Here is a 19,744-nt window from a genome sequence, read left to right on the forward strand (position 1 = left end):
CTTTTAAATGATGATTTGGTTTACAACCTTAAAATAAATTATGTGGCTCTGCTTTTATCTGTATAATGTGAAATTACCAATAAATTCTCTTGTATCAGAATCGCCGTTTAATTTAATAACATACCAGTAATCACCTGTAGGCAATGGTTTGTTATTATACGTTCCATCCCAAGAATCTCCTTGTTTAAGTGAAGCTACTTTTCTGCTATATCTATCAAAAATGTAAACCACTAAATTAGGGAAGTTATCAGTATATATCGGAGACCAACCATCATTATTTCCATCACCATCTGGTGTGAAGAAGTTTGGAATTGTTACATCATAGAACTTCATGAAGATCACTTTAGTATCTGTACAACCATTAGCGTCTGTAACCGTTACCGTATAATTTCCAGTTTGATTAATCATGTAAACAGTAGTTGTACCAACATCTTGTCCGTTAAGCGTATACTGATTATCTCCTGCTCCTCCAACTGTTATAGCTGTGAATTGATTTAAACCTGTTTGAGCTAATGTTAATTCCGGTGAAGAATAAGCCACTACTGTGAATGGAAGTGTCTCAATACATCCTGAAATATGATTAATAACTATCTGATGATTTCCTGCTGGTCCAACTCCGTAGAATACGTTTGATGAAACAGGCGCTGCACCATCTAAGCTGAAAGTAAATTCACTTAAAGGAACATCTGGATTTACAAAAACAGTAACAATATTCGTAGGACTGTTTCCTGTACATAAATAGTCAACATCTACAATTCCTTGAATATCAACTCCTGGATTTAAAATTTCTTCAAATTGTAAATCAGCACATCCGTTAGCGTCTTTAACTATGAAATTATATAATCCCGCAGGTAAATTTGTAAAATTAAAGTCACCTGTTAAAGAAGTTTGAGTATAAGCTCCTCCGTTAACAACAACAGTATAACCAACAGTAGCCGTTACCGTACCTCCTGTTAAACTGAAAGAAATACTTCCTCCATCGACATAACAAACCTCTTCTTGAACTGGGCCGAAAGACACAAAAGAGATTGGCTCAGGTTGAGTTATAGTAACCGTAATAGGTGCTAAAAAGCATCCTGCCTGATCTTGAACAGAGATAGTATATGTACCTGCTGCTAAGTTTGTAAACAAACCACTATTAACAGTTTCAAGCGGATTAGATGAAATAGAATATTGAATTATTCCTGTTCCTCCTGTTGCTATAACTTCAATGATACCGTTATCTAAACCGTTACATGTAACATTAGTAGAACTAACGGTAGCTACAATTGGCTCTGGTTGGTTGATTACAAATGGTACTGAAGCACCAGAACAATCACCACTCGTAACGTCAATTGTATAAGTACCAGCTGGGACATTTTCAAAAACACCATTATTTTCAGTAACTCCAGCGGTTGCCGGGTTAAGCGTATAAGTATATCCTCCCAAACCATCAGTGGCTGTAGCTGTTACAGTAGCTGTACCTCCGTTACAATAAATTATTGCATTCGCAGTATTAACTGTTACCGAAACAGGAACAACTGGTGAAACAGTGATTTCTGTAGATTCAGCCTCTGTACAGTTATTTGCATCTACAACAAAGTATTTGTAAATACCTGCAGGTGCGTTGAAAGTCACAGAACCAGTAAAAGCAGTATAAGGACCTCCAGTTGTGGTGCTATATCTGTACGGCGCAGTTCCTCCCGATGCAGACAATGTAATTGTCGCGTCAATTTCACAAGTTGCAGTTGTTGCAGTTGCCAATTGTGCTTGAACTAAATCAGCTGGTTGCGTAATAACAATAGGCGCAGATATAAATTCACAAGTGAATGAATCTGATACAATAACCTGATAAGTTCCCGCACCTAAGTTTGCGAACACATTGCTCGTTTGTGGAGCAGATGTAAGACCTGTTGTTACATTTAGCAAACTATATAAATAACCAGAACCAGAACCACCTGTAACACCTGTAACAATAATTTCGCCATTGTTATCATTAAAACATAAAAGACTTGTAGCAGTAGCACTTGCAGAGGCATTTATAGGTGTAGGAACATTCAAAGTAATCGTTGTTGAAAGGGGGCATCCTAAAGCATCTCTAACACTTGCTGTGTAAGTACCCGGAGTAAGCCCCGTAAAATAGCTACTAGTTGACCAAGCGCTAACAACTGTAGCACCAAGTTCTAGTTGGAATTCATAAGGAGCACCCCAACCATTCAATGCAGAAACACTAATTGTACCATCGTCTGAAGTAGCAACACAAGTTATAGGTGTGCTATTTGCGAATATTTCCAAAACTGCAGCCGGTTGTGTAATCGTAAAGTTTGTAGTTACTGTACAGAACGGAGTGTTGACTAAAGTAGCCTGCAATTGATAAATACCACTTGCTAAACCATTTATTATTTCTGGACCTGCCGAAGTAGTAGTTCCGTTTGCTACTTGATTACCTAATTGATTAGTAACAACATAAGTAAACGGACCAGCATCATTCGTAGATGTAAGATCATTGTCAATGAAATTAACAACAATACTTCCTTCCGAAGCTCCAAAACAAGTTACATTATTGCTTACTGTCACATTTACATTAAATGTATTTGGACTAAAGACATAATGAATAGTTTTAACACTACATCCAGTGTCAACATTTAAAACAGTTATCTCGTAATTACCAACCGTCAATCCAGTAAAGTTCGGATTATTAGATTGTGTAACGTTATATGGATTACTAGCTAATCCTACAACCGTATAAGTTAGATTAGCAGGAATACCTCCAGTGCTAACCACGTTAATTGTGATTGCTTCATCAGTAGTACAAGTAATTGCACTTGTAACAGTAACAGAAGGAGTAGCAATGGATACGAATGGAGTAATAATAACAGCAGTAGCTGTAGTCCCCATACACCCATTATTATCATAAACATTAACAGTATATGCTCCACCTAATAAATTAGATTCTGTATAAACGTTGCTAGTACCGCTTTGTACAATTGTACCGCCCAAAACAAACTCATAATTAATATAAGTTGAAGATCCGCCAGTTACACCAGTAACAGTAATAGTAGCAAAATTAGTAGCATTTGTTCCAGAATTACAATCAAACTGTGAAACAGCTATAGATAAGACGGGTACTAAAATTTCAGCTGGTTGATTAACAACAACAGCTTGCGAAAGTGAACATCCTCTCGCCGATAAAACTGTAACAGAATATGTACCAGTTGGTAAGCCGTTAAATACATTCGAAGTTTGAGGTCCAACTGTTACAGGTCCAGTAATCTGATAAGTATAAACCGGATCAGTACTTGCTGGATCTAAAATAACTTCAATACTACCATCACTTCCCGCGTAACAAGTTACATCTGTAACTGTCGATGTAAACAACACAGGTGCTGGAGTTGCCAGATCAACTGTCACTACAGAAGTACAAAGAGATGTTAAATCAGTAATAGTAACTTGGTAATTACCTGAAGGAATATTAGTGAAAACATTTGCTGTCAAGGTAATTCCTGCTGGGTTCGGTAAAATGCTGTAAGAATAGCTTCCTGAGCCACCAACTGCATTTACTGTAATTATACCGTCACTAGCACCGCAATCTGTAGCAGCAGCAATACTTGCAACTGCATTACCAACGATAGGTGCATTTATAATAATATTTTTAGTATCTAAACAACCATTGGCGTCTTTTATCACAATAGTATGTGTTCCAGAATTTAACCCAGAAATTACAAATGAGAATAAAGCATCTTCTGTATAAGAGTTAAAAGCACTACCGTCTACGCTGTACGTAAAAGGAGCAATCCCTACTGTGTTATCTCTAAAAACTGTTATTGAATAACTTCCTTCATTCGCATTACAAGTTGTGGTTGCATCTTGACTAATTGCGATTTGAGGAGATGAGTCTGTTGGTAAATTAATAGTAACCGTCTTAATACAGTTGTTACGATCTTTTACATATACATCATAACTTCCACCTTCAGCATTAAATAATGGAGAAGTTTGACCCGCCCAAGTAGTAGCAGTTGGAGGAGTTCCTCCTGCTGTAACCAATTGATATTGATAAGGAGCAGTTCCGAAAGAACCAATAGCATTTATTTGTCCTGCGTTAATTCCACAATTATCATTTTTAACAACACTTGCATTTAATTCTAATCCTACTGCAGATTGAAAAATTGAGAAATTGGCAGATGCTTGAGAACATCCGATATAAGTTCCATCAACTTCAGTAAATAATACGTAATAAACTCCCGGAGGCAAAGCTCCGAAATTTGATACTGTAGTAGGACCTCCTGTCAAACCATTTGAAACCCCAATAGGCCCAACTGGAACATTATTTAAAGCTGTGAATATTTGGTAAGAAACGCTTGTTCCAGAATAACCTTCGAAAGTGAATGAAACGCTACCATCAGCAAATCCAGTACATGTAACGTTATTAGGAGTTACAGTCGAAGTAACAGATGATGGTGTTGGAACTGGTCCTGAAGCTGTTTCAAAATAATGACATTTCGTTGTTTCGTCATACACAATAAAACTATATGTTACACCAGGAAGCAGACCTATAAATGTAGCTGTTAATCCTCCAGGTACATCTGCATCAACGTAAAGACCTGGATTAGTAATATACTCAGGATAAGGAGGGTTTGCCGGTGTTAAATCTTGATAAATGGCAAAATGATATGGTCCACCTGCAATAGGAGAATTAACTGTAACCTGTACAGTTCCTCCAATAGTACAATCAACTGTAGCAGTTGTTAAATCAATTGTTAAACTATCAGGTGGTGATGAAATAATAATACCGTTAATAGCCATTTGACATCCATTAGCATCAACAACAGTAACATCATAAATTCCAAAATTTAAAATAATGAAAGAATGATCCTGACCAGTTGCAGAAGTAAAAGTGTCATAGTAACCGAAACTATTAGTAACATAGTAATTGAAAGGAGCCGTTCCACCAACGACATTGACTACTTCAATTGCACCAGGCGCAGTTACCCCACCACTGCATAAAATATCTGTTTTAATAGTAGTGTAATTAATTGAAGCAGGCTCCGTAATTGTAATGCTGGTTGAAGCTGTACATGAATTAGCATCAGTAACTGTAATTACATACACTCCAGCTTCTAATCCAGAAGTTTGCGTTCCGTAATTAAAACCAGTGGTAGTATTTAAAACATTAATAACGTAAGGTGACAAGCCACCAGAAGCATTTACCGCTATAGCTGCGTTGCTATCGCCATGACATAAAATTGCATTAGTTTGAACTACAGTAGGAGCTGGTAAAACTGGCAAAGGTTTAACTACTATTGTGTTTGAAACAAAAGTACATCCACTTGCATCTGTAATTGTAAACTGATAATTACCAGTTACTGTAGCATTATAATTATATGTAGTACCAATAACATTAGTTACAGGTGTGCTTAAAGCGCCACCGTTAAATGAAACTTGGTAAGTATACGGAGCTAATCCACCCGAAATTGTTCCTGAAAGTGTTGCGTCTGGAGATGCGCCACAATTAAGATTATTTGCAATTAAAATGTTTGCAGTTAATTGCGGTGAAATAGTTACAGCTGCTAAAGTAACTTCACAACCATAAGCATCACGAACTGTAACCGTATAAGATCCAGGTAATAAACCGCTAAAAGTATTACTGTTTTGGAAGACACCACCATTAATACTGAATTTATATGGAAGCACTCCGTTTATAGCATCAACAACAATTGTTGCTGCGTTTACAGTATCATAACATAAATCCGATGTTAGCGAAATAGTTGCCGTTGGCGTAACCGCTGCTGGCACGTTAATTGAAACTCCTATAGGATTTGAACAACCATTTGCATCTTTAACTATTACAACATAGTCACCAGCTACAACATTTGTAAATACTGCGCTGTTTTGAAATGGTCGTACAATATTTCCTAAATTATCTAATAATTGATATTGATAATTAGCAGTACCACCCGTTACAACAGCTGTAATCGTACCACCAACTAAACAAGTCGCTGGAGTAGTAAGGCTTGCATTAACAACTAAAGGAGTTGGTTCTGCTATTACTTGTGTGAAAGGGAATGAACACGTAGTTGCAGTATTATCATATCGCACTAAAACATTGTACGAATTAGCGCCTAAGCTTGTTACAATTACAGGAGATGTTGTAGAGTTTACCCAATTAGTTCCACCATCGATTGAATAGTCAAAACCATATGGAAGAGCAAAGTTTTGCACTGCAATAGTAAGCTTACCATCAGCTCCACCATTACACGCTACATCAGTATGACCTGTTATAGATGCACTAAAAGCTTGATTACATGCAATAGTAACAGGGAAATCAACTTCTGTTATACAAGATTTTGGAATCTGATAAACGTTAATGTCGTCAATAACCACATCATTACCTTGCGTTTCAGTAATATTAGATCTGATAACAAAATTTAAATTTGTATTATTTCCAGGATTTAAGGCTAGTGTATAATTTTGCCAATTTGAAATCTTTGGAATATCTCCAGTTTCTTGCGAGGCGATTATAACTTGCGTAGGAAGACCTAAATCTTTAACTAACTGTATTGTTAAATTAGGATTGAATCCTGTTGTTCCACTCATTAATAAATTCATGGCCCAAACAGAAACCTGAACATCTTGATTTGGAATAATATCTACAATAGGTTTGCTGTATAGGATTCCTCCTACGCCAGCAACCCCACCAATGTTAACACATAAAAATCTACCATTTGGATTAGTTCCATTTGAGGTATGATCTTTAGCATCAGCCCATGTCCCAAATCTAGGATCGATTCTATTTAAAACTGCATAATCTCCATCGTTTATTTGAGTACTTCCATTACATTGAGTTGCTGCTACTTGTCTTTCAAAACAGTATGCTGGATTAATCCCAGGCGATGTTGTATGAATTCCTTGTCCAAAATCTTCGTTTAAAAGATTACTAAAAGTAGGAATATTTAAATTTTTGTACTGCACTTTGATAGTGTGATCACCACAAGGTACATCTAGAAAAACATTATTAGGAACGTTTGTATTAGGAACACCATCCAATAAGTAAGTGTATTCAAAACTTCCACCGTTATCATTAACCGTAATTGTAGATGTGGCTGTACCATCACAATTGAAATCAGGGTTATTCACAACAATTGTTGGAGGTGTTGGAATTGGATCAATTGTAATATTCATTGGATATACACACAGGTTAGCATCTCTAATATAAAGAGTATAAGTACCTGCTGGCAAAAATTTAGTATTTGCAGTTCCGTATGTAATACCATTGTCAAAACTATATTCATATGCCTGAACTCCTCCTTGCGGATTTGTGATTCTAACTTCTCCTTCTCCTGACGGGCCACAACCTGCAAGTTGCGAAACACCACCCGAAGCCGTTAAAGCTGTTGCTGGTTCTGTTATAGTTATAGCTTGTGCAACAGTAGTACAAATTGTACTTCCTAAAACATATTGAACAACTGTTTGATATGTTCCTGCTGGTAGACCCGTAAAACTTGGGTTTGCAGTAAATGTCGTTCCATTGTCAATACTATACGAAAGTGTGTAACCATTATTATTAGTTACATTAAATAAAATACTTCCACTATCGCTTCCGTAACAAGCCGAATTTGTTTGCGTAACTGTAAATTCTGGCATTGGAATTTCATTTACAACTATTGTAGTTGTTGCTACGCAGTTATTAAAATCTGTAACAGTTATATTATAAGTACCAGGTGCCGTAATTTCAAAATTTGGAGTGGATTGAAATGCAGGTGGGTTCAGCTGATAAATGTACGGCCCTGTTCCACCAACAGGATATATCGTAATTTCACCAGGACTACATGTCAAAGGAATCGTAACATTAGCTGTCACAGTAATAGCATCGGGAGCAATTATAGCAGCATTTTGAGTACTAGTACAACCATCTGCTGTACTGGCTATAATAGTATAAGCTCCAGGATTTAATCCAGAAAAAATATGGTCATTACTATTTATTGGTCCTGCAGAAGCTACTAATGTGGCTCCTAAAAATAATTGATAAGTATATTGTGGCTCAGCATCATTTATCTGAACTCGTATACTACCTTTTGAATCATTACACAATGGTTGCGTTGGGATTACATCGACTGTAAAGTTTCTTTCACGAATAGAAATGTTAGGTAATTCGAAAACGCAGTTTCCAACTCCTGTTCCTATTTGTCTAATGTAAACCGTATAATTATTAGCTGTAGGAATTGAAAAAACATTTGTTGTAACCCATGGTCCAGCAGCATTCAAACTATATTCATATCCAGGCGGAACTCCGTTAACTGTAATTGAACCATTTTTACCACAAATGATATCTTTATGTACTTCTGTTGGCGTGAATAAATTTTGGAAGACATTAAAATGGTAGGTTCTAAAACATCCGTTTTGGAAAACAATTTTAACTCTATATTGTCCAGCTACGTTTGCAGTAAAATTTGGTCCCGTACCCACCTGACTCCATACACAAGATGAATTTGTGTTAGGACAATCTACAATTGTAGATGCAGCACAACTAGCTTCATTTAATTTTTCCCATATAATACTTGTAGCATTTAATATGTTTGTTTGTATTAAACGAGTGTCTCCTGCTCCACATAGAAAGATCTTAGGCAAAATCGAACCGTCGTTTGTACAAATGGCATCAACATCTCCAGCTCCAATTAAAGGATTAGGGACAAGAGCATCGAAATTAATTACTGTAATTGTTTCTGTAATTGTTAGACAAGGTGCAGGAGCAGTATTCACAACTGAATATACGCCCGCCACTGTTGTTGTATATGATTGACTTGTTGCTCCTGGTATAGCATTAGCTGCAGTAGCGGGAGATCCATTATGCCACTGATATGACGTGTAATTTGCGCCTGCAGTTAAAGTTACATTCGCTCCACATAATACCTCTTCCCTCGCATAAATACAACCGTCTATACCTACAAGAAAATTTGTAGTACCTGGTTCTGGAATTAAACATCCACTTATACTAGAGGCGCTCGGTTGTTCATTTTCAACTATATTGTTATTAGTTTGGCTTGAATAAGTTTTAAAAGCTTGGTTTTTAATTTCGTTTGAACACGCATCTCTTAACTTATCGCAAGTTTCAACTACTTTAACTTTAATTCTAATTTTGTACTTCGCTCCTCCAGTAGTTACTAATGCATTAGGAATGGTAAAAGTAACCTTATTCGTAGCTGCATCAAAAACATGGGTAACACCAGGAGGTAAAATCAAATCAGCTGGCAAGAAATTTACGTTAACCGGAAGAATATCTGTAATGGTAAAAAATGTCGCATTGTCATTACCAATGTTCTGAAATTCTAAATCGTAATACAATTGTTGTCCAAGATTGACATTGCCGTTTCCAATATTAATATTAGTTAAGTCTGTAACTGTCTTAATAAGATTAATTTGTGGCTGAATTATTTCTACGGCAAAGGCGTTGAAATAGTAAAAATACTGGTCTCCATCGGTTACTAAAGTAACTGTTGCAGAAGTAGCATTATTTGGTATTATGGAAGCTGGGAGGACTTCAAAAATTCCTGCATCAAATCCTAGAAGATTTTTACTTGCCGGCAACCTATTTAAAAAAGAACCATTTATATCATTAATTGAACTATTAAAAAAGTTATTTGTACCTCTCGTCCCCGTTGACATATCAACACTGTTGATTTGTAGTCTATCACCTGTTATTCCGAAATCTCCTTCAAGTGCAGAAAAAGCAACTTTTGCTCTTACCGGTCCGAATGGGATTGTAGTAAACCCCGATATCGGAATATTCAAACTTTGTCCGCCCTTTACACCGCTAAAACCATCGAAACTCGTAATGTTTTTTGCAGTAGCTAATGGGTCTTCATATACTATAAAAAGTGACCATCCGCCTGAACTTCGCTTACCTTTTCCAGCAATTAAATTAGCAACAGTATAAGTTCCATTCGCATCTGGAAGTCCTTGTAATAAACTAGTTACGTTAGCAAATCCAGCATAAGAATAAGTGGCATTTGTAGCGTCAGTTGCCACATAAGGTGAGTCATATAATATTGTTCCAGTTATATCAGTATAGGTTCCTCCCGGTAATTTAAATTTAACTTTGTTAAAATTTGCTTTAACAACATCGCCTGAGGCCGTCCCTGCTGCATCTACATTTGCTTTACTGTAAACTCCTCCCCAATACAACGCTGCATACGCAATTTTATAGCAATTGCCTGCACCTAATGTCGGGATTGTTAGATTCGCACTACTGGAAGAAAAGGTAGAAGTATCACCATCGATATCAATATATTGCATATCTAAATTATCGTTTAGATCTGTTCCATTGTAAGCAACGTTTGGATTATCTGTGGTTGTTTTTCTGTTAAGTATTCCATTTCCTATCAATAACATATCTCCTTTAAGAGATGCATTATACTTTGCTGTGAAAGGAACAGCGTTTTGCGCCACAATAGTGTTAGTCACCAGCACAAAGAATGACAGTAGGAATAAGAATTTTTGGGTAGTTCTTTTCATTATGTTACTAGAATTAAGTTTCTATTTATTTAATTGTCTTATTTTAATTATAATCTATTATTCAACCTTGGCAATAAACATGTTCTTGTTATATGTTTTACTTCCTTTAGCTTTTAACTCTTCATTTGCATCGCCCATACCGTCTGTTTTTCCAATATAAACGTAATATGTACTATTGTGTAAGTTGTAAAAGAAATTAACATTTGAGCCACCACCTTCTTTAATTACAGTTGCTAAATATATTTTTGTTTCCTCTAAATTACTAAAAGTTTCTAGCACTAAATAGTAACCCGCACTTACATCCGTTAATTTTTTAATAATTGGAATTTCAGTAACAGCGTTTGTGTTTGCGTTTGACTCACCATCTTTATTTTTAGTAGTTGTTTGATTACCACTAACAGCTTCCTGATTTTTCTTCAAACTTTCTAAATATTGCTGATTTCTTAAATTTCTTTCACTTTCACTATCATAGTCTGCTCTCTTAATCCTTCTCAATCTTTCAGCTTCTTTCTCGTCTTTTATTCTTTGGATTTTGATGTCCGCTTCTTTTTCCAGTTTGTTAAATGTTTCTCTTTTTAATTTTAAATCATTTAACATTTTTAAATAATAATCATTTAAAGGTTTTGCGTCAATGTCAGAAATTCCTTTTTGTTTTATTTCTTTCTGTCTTTGATTATTTGAAGCCTCAAAATCTCTAATAAGTTTATCAAACTCAACTTTATTTACATTTATTTCTGATTTTAAACTTTGAAGTTTTGCGTTTGATTCTGATGTACTGACAAAACCTTTGGCAGCTCTAGGAGTACCATCTGCATTCAATGTGTTTTCTAATAAAAATTCTTTTAAGTCCTCGTCTCTTTCCTTAACGATAGATTCTAAACTCTTAGTTAATTTATCTGATGTTGCTGTTTTTAATTCAATGTCTTTCTTAAATGCCTCAACAACTTTGTTAGATTCATCAGATTCTAATTTCTTTCTAAGAGCTGCCTCATCAGCTGCTAATCTATCTTTATCTGCCTGAGCTTTGTCTGAAGCTGCTTTTGCACGAGCTGCCTCTTCTGCAGCTAATCTGTCTTTTTCTGCTGCTGCGTTAGCTTTATCTTTTGCGGCCTTTACACGAGCTGCTTCTTCTGCTGCTAATCTATCTTTTTCTGCTTGAGCTTTTGACGCTGCATCTGCCTGTGCTTTATCTGCTAATGCTTTTACACGAGCTGCTTCTTCTGCTGCTAATCTGTCTTTTTCTGCTTGAGCTCTAGAAGATGCATCTGCCTGAGCTTTGTCTGCTACTGCTTTTGCACGAGCTGCTTCTTCCGCAGCTAATCTGTCTTTTTCTGCTTGAGCTTTTGACGCTGCATCTGCCTGTGCTTTATTTGCTAATGCTTTTGCACGAGCTGCTTCTTCTGCAGCTAATCTGTCTTTTTCTGCTTGAGCTTTTGACGCTGCATCTGCCTGTGCTTTGTCTGCTGCTGCTTTTGCACGAGCTGCTTCTTCCGCTGCTAATCTGTCTTTTTCTGCTTGAGCTTTTGACGCTGCATCTGCCTGTGCTTTGTCTGCTAATACTCTTGCACGAGCTGCTTCTTCCGCTGCTAATCTGTCTTTTTCTGCTTGAGCTCTAGAAGCTGCATCTGCCTGAGATTTGTCTGCTGCTGCTTTTGCACGAGCTACTTCTGCTGCTGCTAATCTGTCTTTTTCTGCTTGAGCTCTAGAAGCTGCATCTGCCTGTGCTTTGTCTGCTGCTGCTTTTGCACGAGCTGCTTCTTCTGCAGCTAATCTGTCTTTTTCTGCCTTCGTTTTAGCCACTGCTAGCGCTTTCGCTCTGTCTGCAGCCGCTTTTGCACGAGCCGCTTTTGCACGAGCCGCTTCATCTGCTGCTAATTTATCCTTTTCTGCTTGCGCTTTTGCCGACGCTTTTGCCGACGCTTCTGCCTTAGCTTTATCCGCTGCTGCTTTTGCACGAGCTGCCTCTTCTGCAGCTAATCTATCTTTTTCTGCTTGTGATATGTCTGTAGTTGATTTTGTACGAGCTGCTTCTTCAGCATCTAACCTGTCTTGTTCTGCTTGTGCTTTTTTATTCGCTACTTCCTCAGCTTTAAGACGAGCTGCTTCCTCTAAAGCAAGTCTATTTTTCTCCGCATTTGCAGCCGCTTCTAAAGCTAATCTTTCTCGTTCTAATTTTGCATTAGCTAATTTTTCGGCATTTTCTTTAGCTATCTCGGCTGCAGATTTAGCAGGAGTACCAGGTGCTTTCTTAGCATTATTCTTAGATTTATTTGTAATAGGTACGTACGTTTTGTTCGATTCACCGTACTCTTCAAAAGTATACGCAAGCAAAAATTGATGACTTGACCCTAACTGAGAAATATCACCAAGTCCTAAATCATAATTATAACCTATCGAAAACTTTTCTGAAATTGTAACTCCAACTCCTGCAGAAAAACCCGCAAGAGTATTATATCCACCTTGCACCCATCCTTTGTTTGGAATATCTAACATAAAGTTAGCTGCCAAACCAGTAGCATCTTTCTTTTTTTCAACAAAAAACAATGTAGAAAACTTAGCTTCATCAAGAAAACTTCTATAACTACTAAGATAACCAGTATACATAATATGTCCTAAATAACTATTTTCTTGATTATCCTTAACCATTTCACTAGTTGCAATATTAAATAAAACCATATTATTTACTGCAATTCCAAAGTCAAAAAATTCGGTTCCGAAGTTGATACCCGGTTTAATAGCTATAAGTGAATTCGCTTTCTGATTTTCCAACAAAGGCTCATTTTCAATAGTTATAACTTTTGCAACATCAAAAGCAGAATTGTAGAAATAAGTATTTAAACCAAATGTAAGATTAGACTCATATCCAACTGGCACATTATAAGAATAGTTTAAAACACCTCCGAAGTTTTTCAAAACACCAACACTTTGTTGATATAATCCAACTCCAAATCGAGACCTATCACTTAAACTTCCTAAATAATTCCCAAAATAAAATTGAGGTGCATTTTCGAAATTTACCCATTGACGTCTGTTAACTATTGTTATCGTTGGAGCAGTTTCTCGCGCAAAACTAAAAGCAGGATTAAGTAGGTGCTTATTGAATTTTATCGAATTCTTTAAATTTATATCAAAAGAACTGTAAGCATTATCCTGTGAAAACAGAGTAATGCTAAAAAGTAGTGAAGTTAATAATAAGAAGTATCTATGTTTCAAATCGTAATTACTTTATAACTGTTATTGTTCCTTGCTTGATTTTATCCCCACCTTTCGATAGTATATAATAAAATACAGCGTTTGAATTTTTATAATCTGATTCTTCTGTTGGCCAATCATTTAGATAGTTATTTGTTGATAACACCATCTTTCCAGAAGAATTAAAAATTTTTATATTTATATCTGATTGAGAAGTAATTGCACTTGGCAACACCCATGTATCGTTGAATCCATCGTTGTTTGGACTTATAAGATTCGGAACATCATCAATTTCCGGCTTTTTAACTATTATTTCTATTTCCTCACTAGCAGCGCAACCTAATGTTTGCGTGATAACAACTTTATAAGTTCCTATATCGCTTACAACTAATGAACTAGAAGTTTCTGTTAATAATACTCCATTTCTAAACCACTGAAAAACTGGATTTACTGCTGTCGTCGTAGCAACTATAGTGGAGGTCTGTCCTTCATATATCATTATCGTATTCGAAGGACTTACACTAGAGTTAAAGGTAATAGGGCTTAACAAAATTGTTGCTTCAGAAACACAAATTCCGTTATCTACAACTAATTTATATTCACCTGCATACGTAGTTACATAACTACTACCATTTGCTCCTGTAATTAATACTAGATCTTTGTACCACTTGTAAGTATTGCCTCCACCGGTTAAACTTCCTGTTAAAGTTACAGGTGTTCCTTCACATATTTGGTTACCATCGCTACTAGTAATCGTTAAAGGTGAAGATGCTTGAGAAGAAACTGTAACGATTCTGGATTTAGAATCAAAAGAAGGGCTACAAACTCCATAATTAGTTTCCACATAATATTCGCCAGGTTGAGTAACTGCTAAAGAACTACCTGTTCCCACCACAATATCATTTGGCGTCTGTCTTTTCTTCCACACATAAGTTAATTGCGGGTAAAAAAGAGGAGATGAGCTAGTTCCTGAATCGTAAATAAAGAGCGTAAAACTTGTTGCCCCTGAACAAAATGAAACGTTATCAATCCCTACAGGTGTATTTAACACTATTTCTTGATTATGTGGTATAAAGTAAGCATCAAACGCTACAGAAGGCACACTTAATTTTGCAGGACTAGAACTTCTTACTCTTAATTTATAATTTAATCCAAACGTTTCTTGAGGAAAGCTGAAAGTCATGGTAAAATTTGCACCAGACTGGGTAATGGAAGTTGGAGTAATTACAGTATATGTAGCAAACTCATCATTAGATAATTCTAAAGAAAAAATATTACCAGGATTAATAGCACTGGTAGGTGAAGCGGAAAATGTAACTGTATGTGATGTGTTGATAAATTCTGTTTGACACTTAAATTGAAAACCGAGCTGTTGCAGACTAATCTGAATTTGGCCACTAACTGTCGACGATACCGCAAGGATAATCGTCAATACCAGATATTTAATAGAAACTTGTGACGCGTACATACTTAATTTTTTTTATATAATATTTCTTAAACTTATCCTTAAAAGAAAAATTTACTTTTCTACTTTAAAACTTTGTTGCTGTTTAAGAAGTGGTGACAAAACCAAATCTAAAATACAATACCTAATTCTAAAAAAATAATCTCTATCAAAATACAGAACTTAACTCATACGATCTATTTCTTAAAAAGATTAGATCCTAAAAATTTTTAGATAATTGGCATTGTGCAATATTGCGAATCCTTCAGAAGTACTATTTTAAAGATTTATACAACTGAATTACGAAGATTACAGATGATTGGTTTTTGTCATTGTGTTAAATTAAAAGTTTATTTTATTATAGTTTTGGGTATTCTTTTTGTTTATTTTACAACTTGAATAACAAAAGTTTGAAGAGTTTTAGTCGATTCTAACCTCAAGTTAAATTCGAACATTTAAACAAACTAATTTATTTTACTGTAATTTTATAATAATCTTAACAAATATAATTTTTTTTTCGTTCTAATCATTACAGATTTTCTATACTTTTTTATCTTTTTATCTTAGCATTTAAAGGCCTTTTCATTCAAATGAAGCTTCTTTCAGTAATAAGATTAAAAGTAGAATCTACTTATGATAAGATTATTTGGGGCAAATATAGTATAAAATAGTACTGATTTTATAAAATAACTTTTAATATTTTTTAACATTTGCACAATGTGAAAATATTAAGCGTTATAATTAAGTAAATTTAATGGTACACAATTTGAAATAAGATGCTTAAAATCATTTTTTTTTTATCATTTTAGTCGATTATTGTTTTAGCGATTTACATGCTTGGAGATCATACGCATAGGGATATTGTACCTATTTCAATAATACTAGATAATTATAGCAAACAATTATCAAATAATATTAAGTTCAAATTGAATATATACAAATTTAACAATACGCATAACTTCTTACAGTATATTACTCGTTTTCTATTGTTAGACAAATAATTTTATAAGTAAGTTATTATGTACTAAAATGAGTTAAAATTTAATTTCCTTTTTGATGAACTAAATCTAAATAGTTTATGTAGAAACAATTTAGGAATTTAAATTACATTATTATAATGTCTTTATTTGTATTAATATTTTAATATTGAGATACATTTAAAATGACAACGAGTAAGGAGCAGATTTGATTTTAAAGTAAAAAAGGATGTTTTTAATGATTTATAAATCATTAAAAACATCCTTTTTTACTATTATTTAAGAAGCATTACCTATTAAATCAAACCGTTTACAAAAATTAATATTTTGTATGGTTAACTTTATTCATCAAATTGGTGTGAAGCAATTTTACAGATCCGACTGCATTACAGAAAAAAACTACTTAACACCGCTAATCTTGATTCTATAATCTGGCGTTCTATCGTTATTAGGATCATTAAAAATATCCGTTGCCTTGGCCTTATAATAAACATTACCATAAATTGCTGCGGCATACATTGATTCTAAATCCTGGCTTTCTGTTGCTCCTAATTCAGAAGTAATGTTATTTTCACAATTATTGAAGAATATCTTCTTTAATTTTATTTTATTAATATTTTCCGGCTTTAATTCTAAATTTGAACTTAATAAAAGTGCTGTTTCAAAACCTGATATGATACTCTTGTTAAGCGAGAAAAAACAACCATCATTGATTAGCACTGCTTCCTTAATTAATCCTGCAGTAACTGCCTCTCCATCACTTTCATTAATCATTGAAAAGTTAGTCATCAAAACATTAGTAGGAGGCTTTGTCATATCAGTCATATCCTTATTCTCGTATTGTTTGATAGTTACAGCTCTAAAACTTGTACTCGCTGAAAAGAATGCATAACGTATAATTAAGCCATTGCTTAAATCACATGAAACGCCCTGCGTCAACTCAAAGTCACTATTTTTTGAACGATAAGCGATCAACTTGGTCCCTTTAACGTTACCGCCTACAAACTTAAATGAATTTCCGTTTGAAAAACTAGATTGGATACCTTCAATCACTGTACCAGTCCCAACGCCTATAAAAGTTAGAGCATCATAGATACCATTTCTATTTTTACCTTTTCCAGCAAATTCAACTCTAATGTTCTTTATAGAACCCGAATTGTCTGCAGGGTTTGTTCCACCACCTATAATTAAATTAGGATCTATTGACGACTCAATTTTATACACGCCACCATAAATGTTTATGGGTGCACTTCCTAATATATAAATCCCACCCCAATCTCCAGGTTTTCTTTCCTGTGCAGATCTTGACGAAGTGAAAACTATAGGATTATTTGGCAATCCTTCCGCAATAAGTTTTGATCCTTTTGTTATTATTAATGTGCTATACTCATCAGCGCTTGCGCGAATAGTTGTCCCTGCTTCTATTGTTAACGTCGCATTGTTAGTAACATAAACTTCACCGATTAGACTATATGTCTCGAAAGCAGACAACTTAAAATCAGCCGAAATCACATTTGGCAATATCTTTGTGGTTTGCGGATAATCGTTCGTTAGGGGCTTGAACGAAGTCCAACCATACAGCCAATTATTTGGTCCAACGATTCCCAAATCTTGTTGTGCAAAAGCAAATGAGCAACTAAACATAACAATAATTAAAAATCTAAAATTTCTCATAAAATTGGGTTAAAAAAATTACTTCTGAGTCGAGTTACTCACCATTTTCAATACTTCTTCGTAAAAAAGGATCGCGTCGATAATGTTTTTTGTATCAGAATAAGGTAGAATCGCATCTAAGAACTTCTCGTTATTATCGATAAACTGTGATCTATTTACAATTTCTTGATCTAAGGCTGAAACGTTTTCTTTACTAGCAGGAATTCCAAGATCTGCAAATGAAACACCTGGCTGAGGAGTAACGCCAATATAAGGGAAAACATTGTATAAAATCTTAACTCTTTCCTTGTATAAAGGAATAAGTTGACCTTTAGACATATCTTGAAGTTCTTTTAAATTATGGAATTTAGATATTCCTCTTACGTTGATGATAATTTTTTGCGGTACAACTTTTCCTCCTTTTTGAGCAACAACTTCAACCGATGCTAATAAAAAAATTGATAAAATTCCTAAGTAAATTCCTTTCATAATGTAGGGGTTTTTTAAAATTTAAAGTTTCATTTTCTCATTTGTATTAATACAAATATATATTATTTAATAAAAACAAACAAAATAAAATCTAGTTTTAAGCGTTTCTGTCGCATTTACATTAATTTAACATTTAATTAAGAATTATAAAGCGAAAAATTTAGCGCCCTACAACTTCCTCATTTGTACTAAATTATAATCTTATACTGTTGTTCAAAACAATGATTCCAAAAAACGTGCCAAAAAATAATTTGTAGTATTTAAAAACCAGCCCATTACTACTTATAAAAATTATTAACCTTACAATTATACGGATTTGATTCACAAAATTGTTTTATATTTGGCACATGCTTTTTAAAGATATTTTAGGACAAGAACACATTAAAAACCATCTTACAAAAAGTGCTGAAGCGGGGAGAATACCGCATGCACAATTGTTTGCGGGCCCAGAAGGTTGTGGTATTTTACCCATGGCAATTGCTTATGCGCAGTATATTTTGTGCGGTAATGTTGGTGGAGAAAATCAAGGTACGAATAACGTTTGTAATTTGAAATTTGAACATTTTTCCCATCCCGATATGCATTTTGCATTTCCTGTTGCAACAACTGATAGCATAAAAAGTCATCCGGTTAGTGATAATTTTTTAACGGAATGGCGCCAGTTTTTAACCGAAACTCCTTATGGCAATTTATTCGACTGGTTGAAAAAAATTGGTATTCAAAATAAACAAGGATTAATAAATGTTGATGAAGCTTCAGAAATTAATAAAAAATTAGCTTTAAAATCCTATGAAGGTGGTTATAAGGTGATGATTATTTGGATGGCAGACAAAATGAATACTTCTTCAGCGAATAAATTATTAAAACTTTTAGAAGAACCGCCTGCTAAAACTGTCTTTATTTTAATTACTGAAAATGTAAACGACATACTACAGACTATTCTTTCACGATGTCAATTAATTGATTTCATGGGTTTAAGTGAAACTGTTATTGCGGATGCATTGGTTTCAAGTGAAAATTGTGATTTGGCACAAGCGAAAAAAATAGCATTACAATGTGAGGGGAATTATAACAAGGCACTTCACATTTTTAAAAAAGAAGAAGATGAATTTCCGTTTGACGAATGGTTTATAGAGTGGGTAAGGAGTGCTTTCAGAGCCAAAGGAAATGCGGCTGCTATTTTAGACTTGATTGCTTGGAGTGAAAAAATTTCCAAAACAGGAAGAGAAACTCAAAAGCAATTTTTACATTATTGCATTCAGTTTTTTAGACAAGCATTACTTTTAAACTACAATGCAAATAATTTAGTATTTCTAGAAACAAATGTGCCAAAATTTGAATTGAAAAACTTTGCGCCTTTTGTGAATGGTTCTAATATAAATGAAATTTACAAAGAATTAGAAGACGCCATTTACCATATCGAGCGTAACGGAAGCAGTAGAATTATTTTAACCGATCTCTCTATAAAATTAACGCGATTAATACATAAAAAAGAATAAAT

6 protein-coding genes are annotated in these 19,744 nt (G+C 34.6%); 1 reads left to right on the forward strand and 5 read right to left on the reverse strand.

Translation table 11 applies throughout. The features are described 5' to 3' along the window. Nucleotides 1-54: 54 nt before the first annotated feature. The 5 genes from ACFSX9_RS07305 to ACFSX9_RS07325 all read right to left on the reverse strand — a co-directional run bounded on the left by ACFSX9_RS07305 (nucleotide 55) and on the right by ACFSX9_RS07325 (nucleotide 18,243). Complete coding sequence (locus ACFSX9_RS07305) at nucleotides 55-10,488, reverse strand: T9SS type B sorting domain-containing protein (protein ID WP_379806165.1); 10,434 nt, start codon at nucleotides 10,486-10,488, stop codon at nucleotides 55-57. Between the two features lie 57 nt (nucleotides 10,489-10,545). Further along, entirely contained in the window at nucleotides 10,546-13,701 is a 3,156-nt protein-coding gene (locus ACFSX9_RS07310) for a PorP/SprF family type IX secretion system membrane protein (RefSeq protein WP_379806167.1), read from the reverse strand. A 7-nt stretch (nucleotides 13,702-13,708) separates the two neighbouring features. Beyond that, nucleotides 13,709-15,148: a T9SS type B sorting domain-containing protein gene (locus ACFSX9_RS07315; protein WP_379806169.1), complete on the reverse strand. Its 1,440-nt coding sequence runs from the start codon at nucleotides 15,146-15,148 to the stop codon at nucleotides 13,709-13,711. Between the two features lie 1,352 nt (nucleotides 15,149-16,500). Continuing rightward, nucleotides 16,501-17,775 (reverse strand): hypothetical protein, encoded by a 1,275-nt coding sequence (locus tag ACFSX9_RS07320; RefSeq protein ID WP_379806171.1) that lies wholly within the window; start codon nucleotides 17,773-17,775, stop codon nucleotides 16,501-16,503. A gap of 18 nt (nucleotides 17,776-17,793) precedes the next feature. Next, nucleotides 17,794-18,243 carry a hypothetical protein gene (locus tag ACFSX9_RS07325; protein ID WP_379806173.1) on the reverse strand — a complete coding sequence of 150 codons (450 nt, stop codon included), beginning with the start codon at nucleotides 18,241-18,243 and terminating at the stop codon, nucleotides 17,794-17,796. Nucleotides 18,244-18,590: 347 nt separating this feature from the next. Here ACFSX9_RS07325 and ACFSX9_RS07330 point away from each other — a divergent pair, with 347 nt between their 5' ends. Then, nucleotides 18,591-19,742 carry a DNA polymerase III subunit gene (locus tag ACFSX9_RS07330; protein WP_379806175.1) on the forward strand — a complete coding sequence of 384 codons (1,152 nt, stop codon included), beginning with the start codon at nucleotides 18,591-18,593 and terminating at the stop codon, nucleotides 19,740-19,742. The last annotated feature ends 2 nt before the right edge of the window (nucleotides 19,743-19,744 follow it).

The organism is Flavobacterium ardleyense (genome assembly GCF_042686085.1).
In the GTDB taxonomy this organism is placed as follows: domain Bacteria; phylum Bacteroidota; class Bacteroidia; order Flavobacteriales; family Flavobacteriaceae; genus Flavobacterium; species Flavobacterium ardleyense.

Bases quoted from the DNA above. Each gene is read 5' to 3' on its own strand.
- ACFSX9_RS07315 (WP_379806169.1), bottom strand. From the start codon at position 15,148: ATGTACGCGTCACAAGTTTCTATTAAATATCTGGTATTGACGATTATC.
- ACFSX9_RS07320 (WP_379806171.1), bottom strand. From the start codon at position 17,775: ATGAGAAATTTTAGATTTTTAATTATTGTTATGTTTAGTTGCTCATTT.
- ACFSX9_RS07330 (WP_379806175.1), top strand. From the start codon at position 18,591: ATGCTTTTTAAAGATATTTTAGGACAAGAACACATTAAAAACCATCTT.
- ACFSX9_RS07305 (WP_379806165.1), bottom strand. From the start codon at position 10,488: ATGAAAAGAACTACCCAAAAATTCTTATTCCTACTGTCATTCTTTGTG.
- ACFSX9_RS07325 (WP_379806173.1), bottom strand. From the start codon at position 18,243: ATGAAAGGAATTTACTTAGGAATTTTATCAATTTTTTTATTAGCATCG.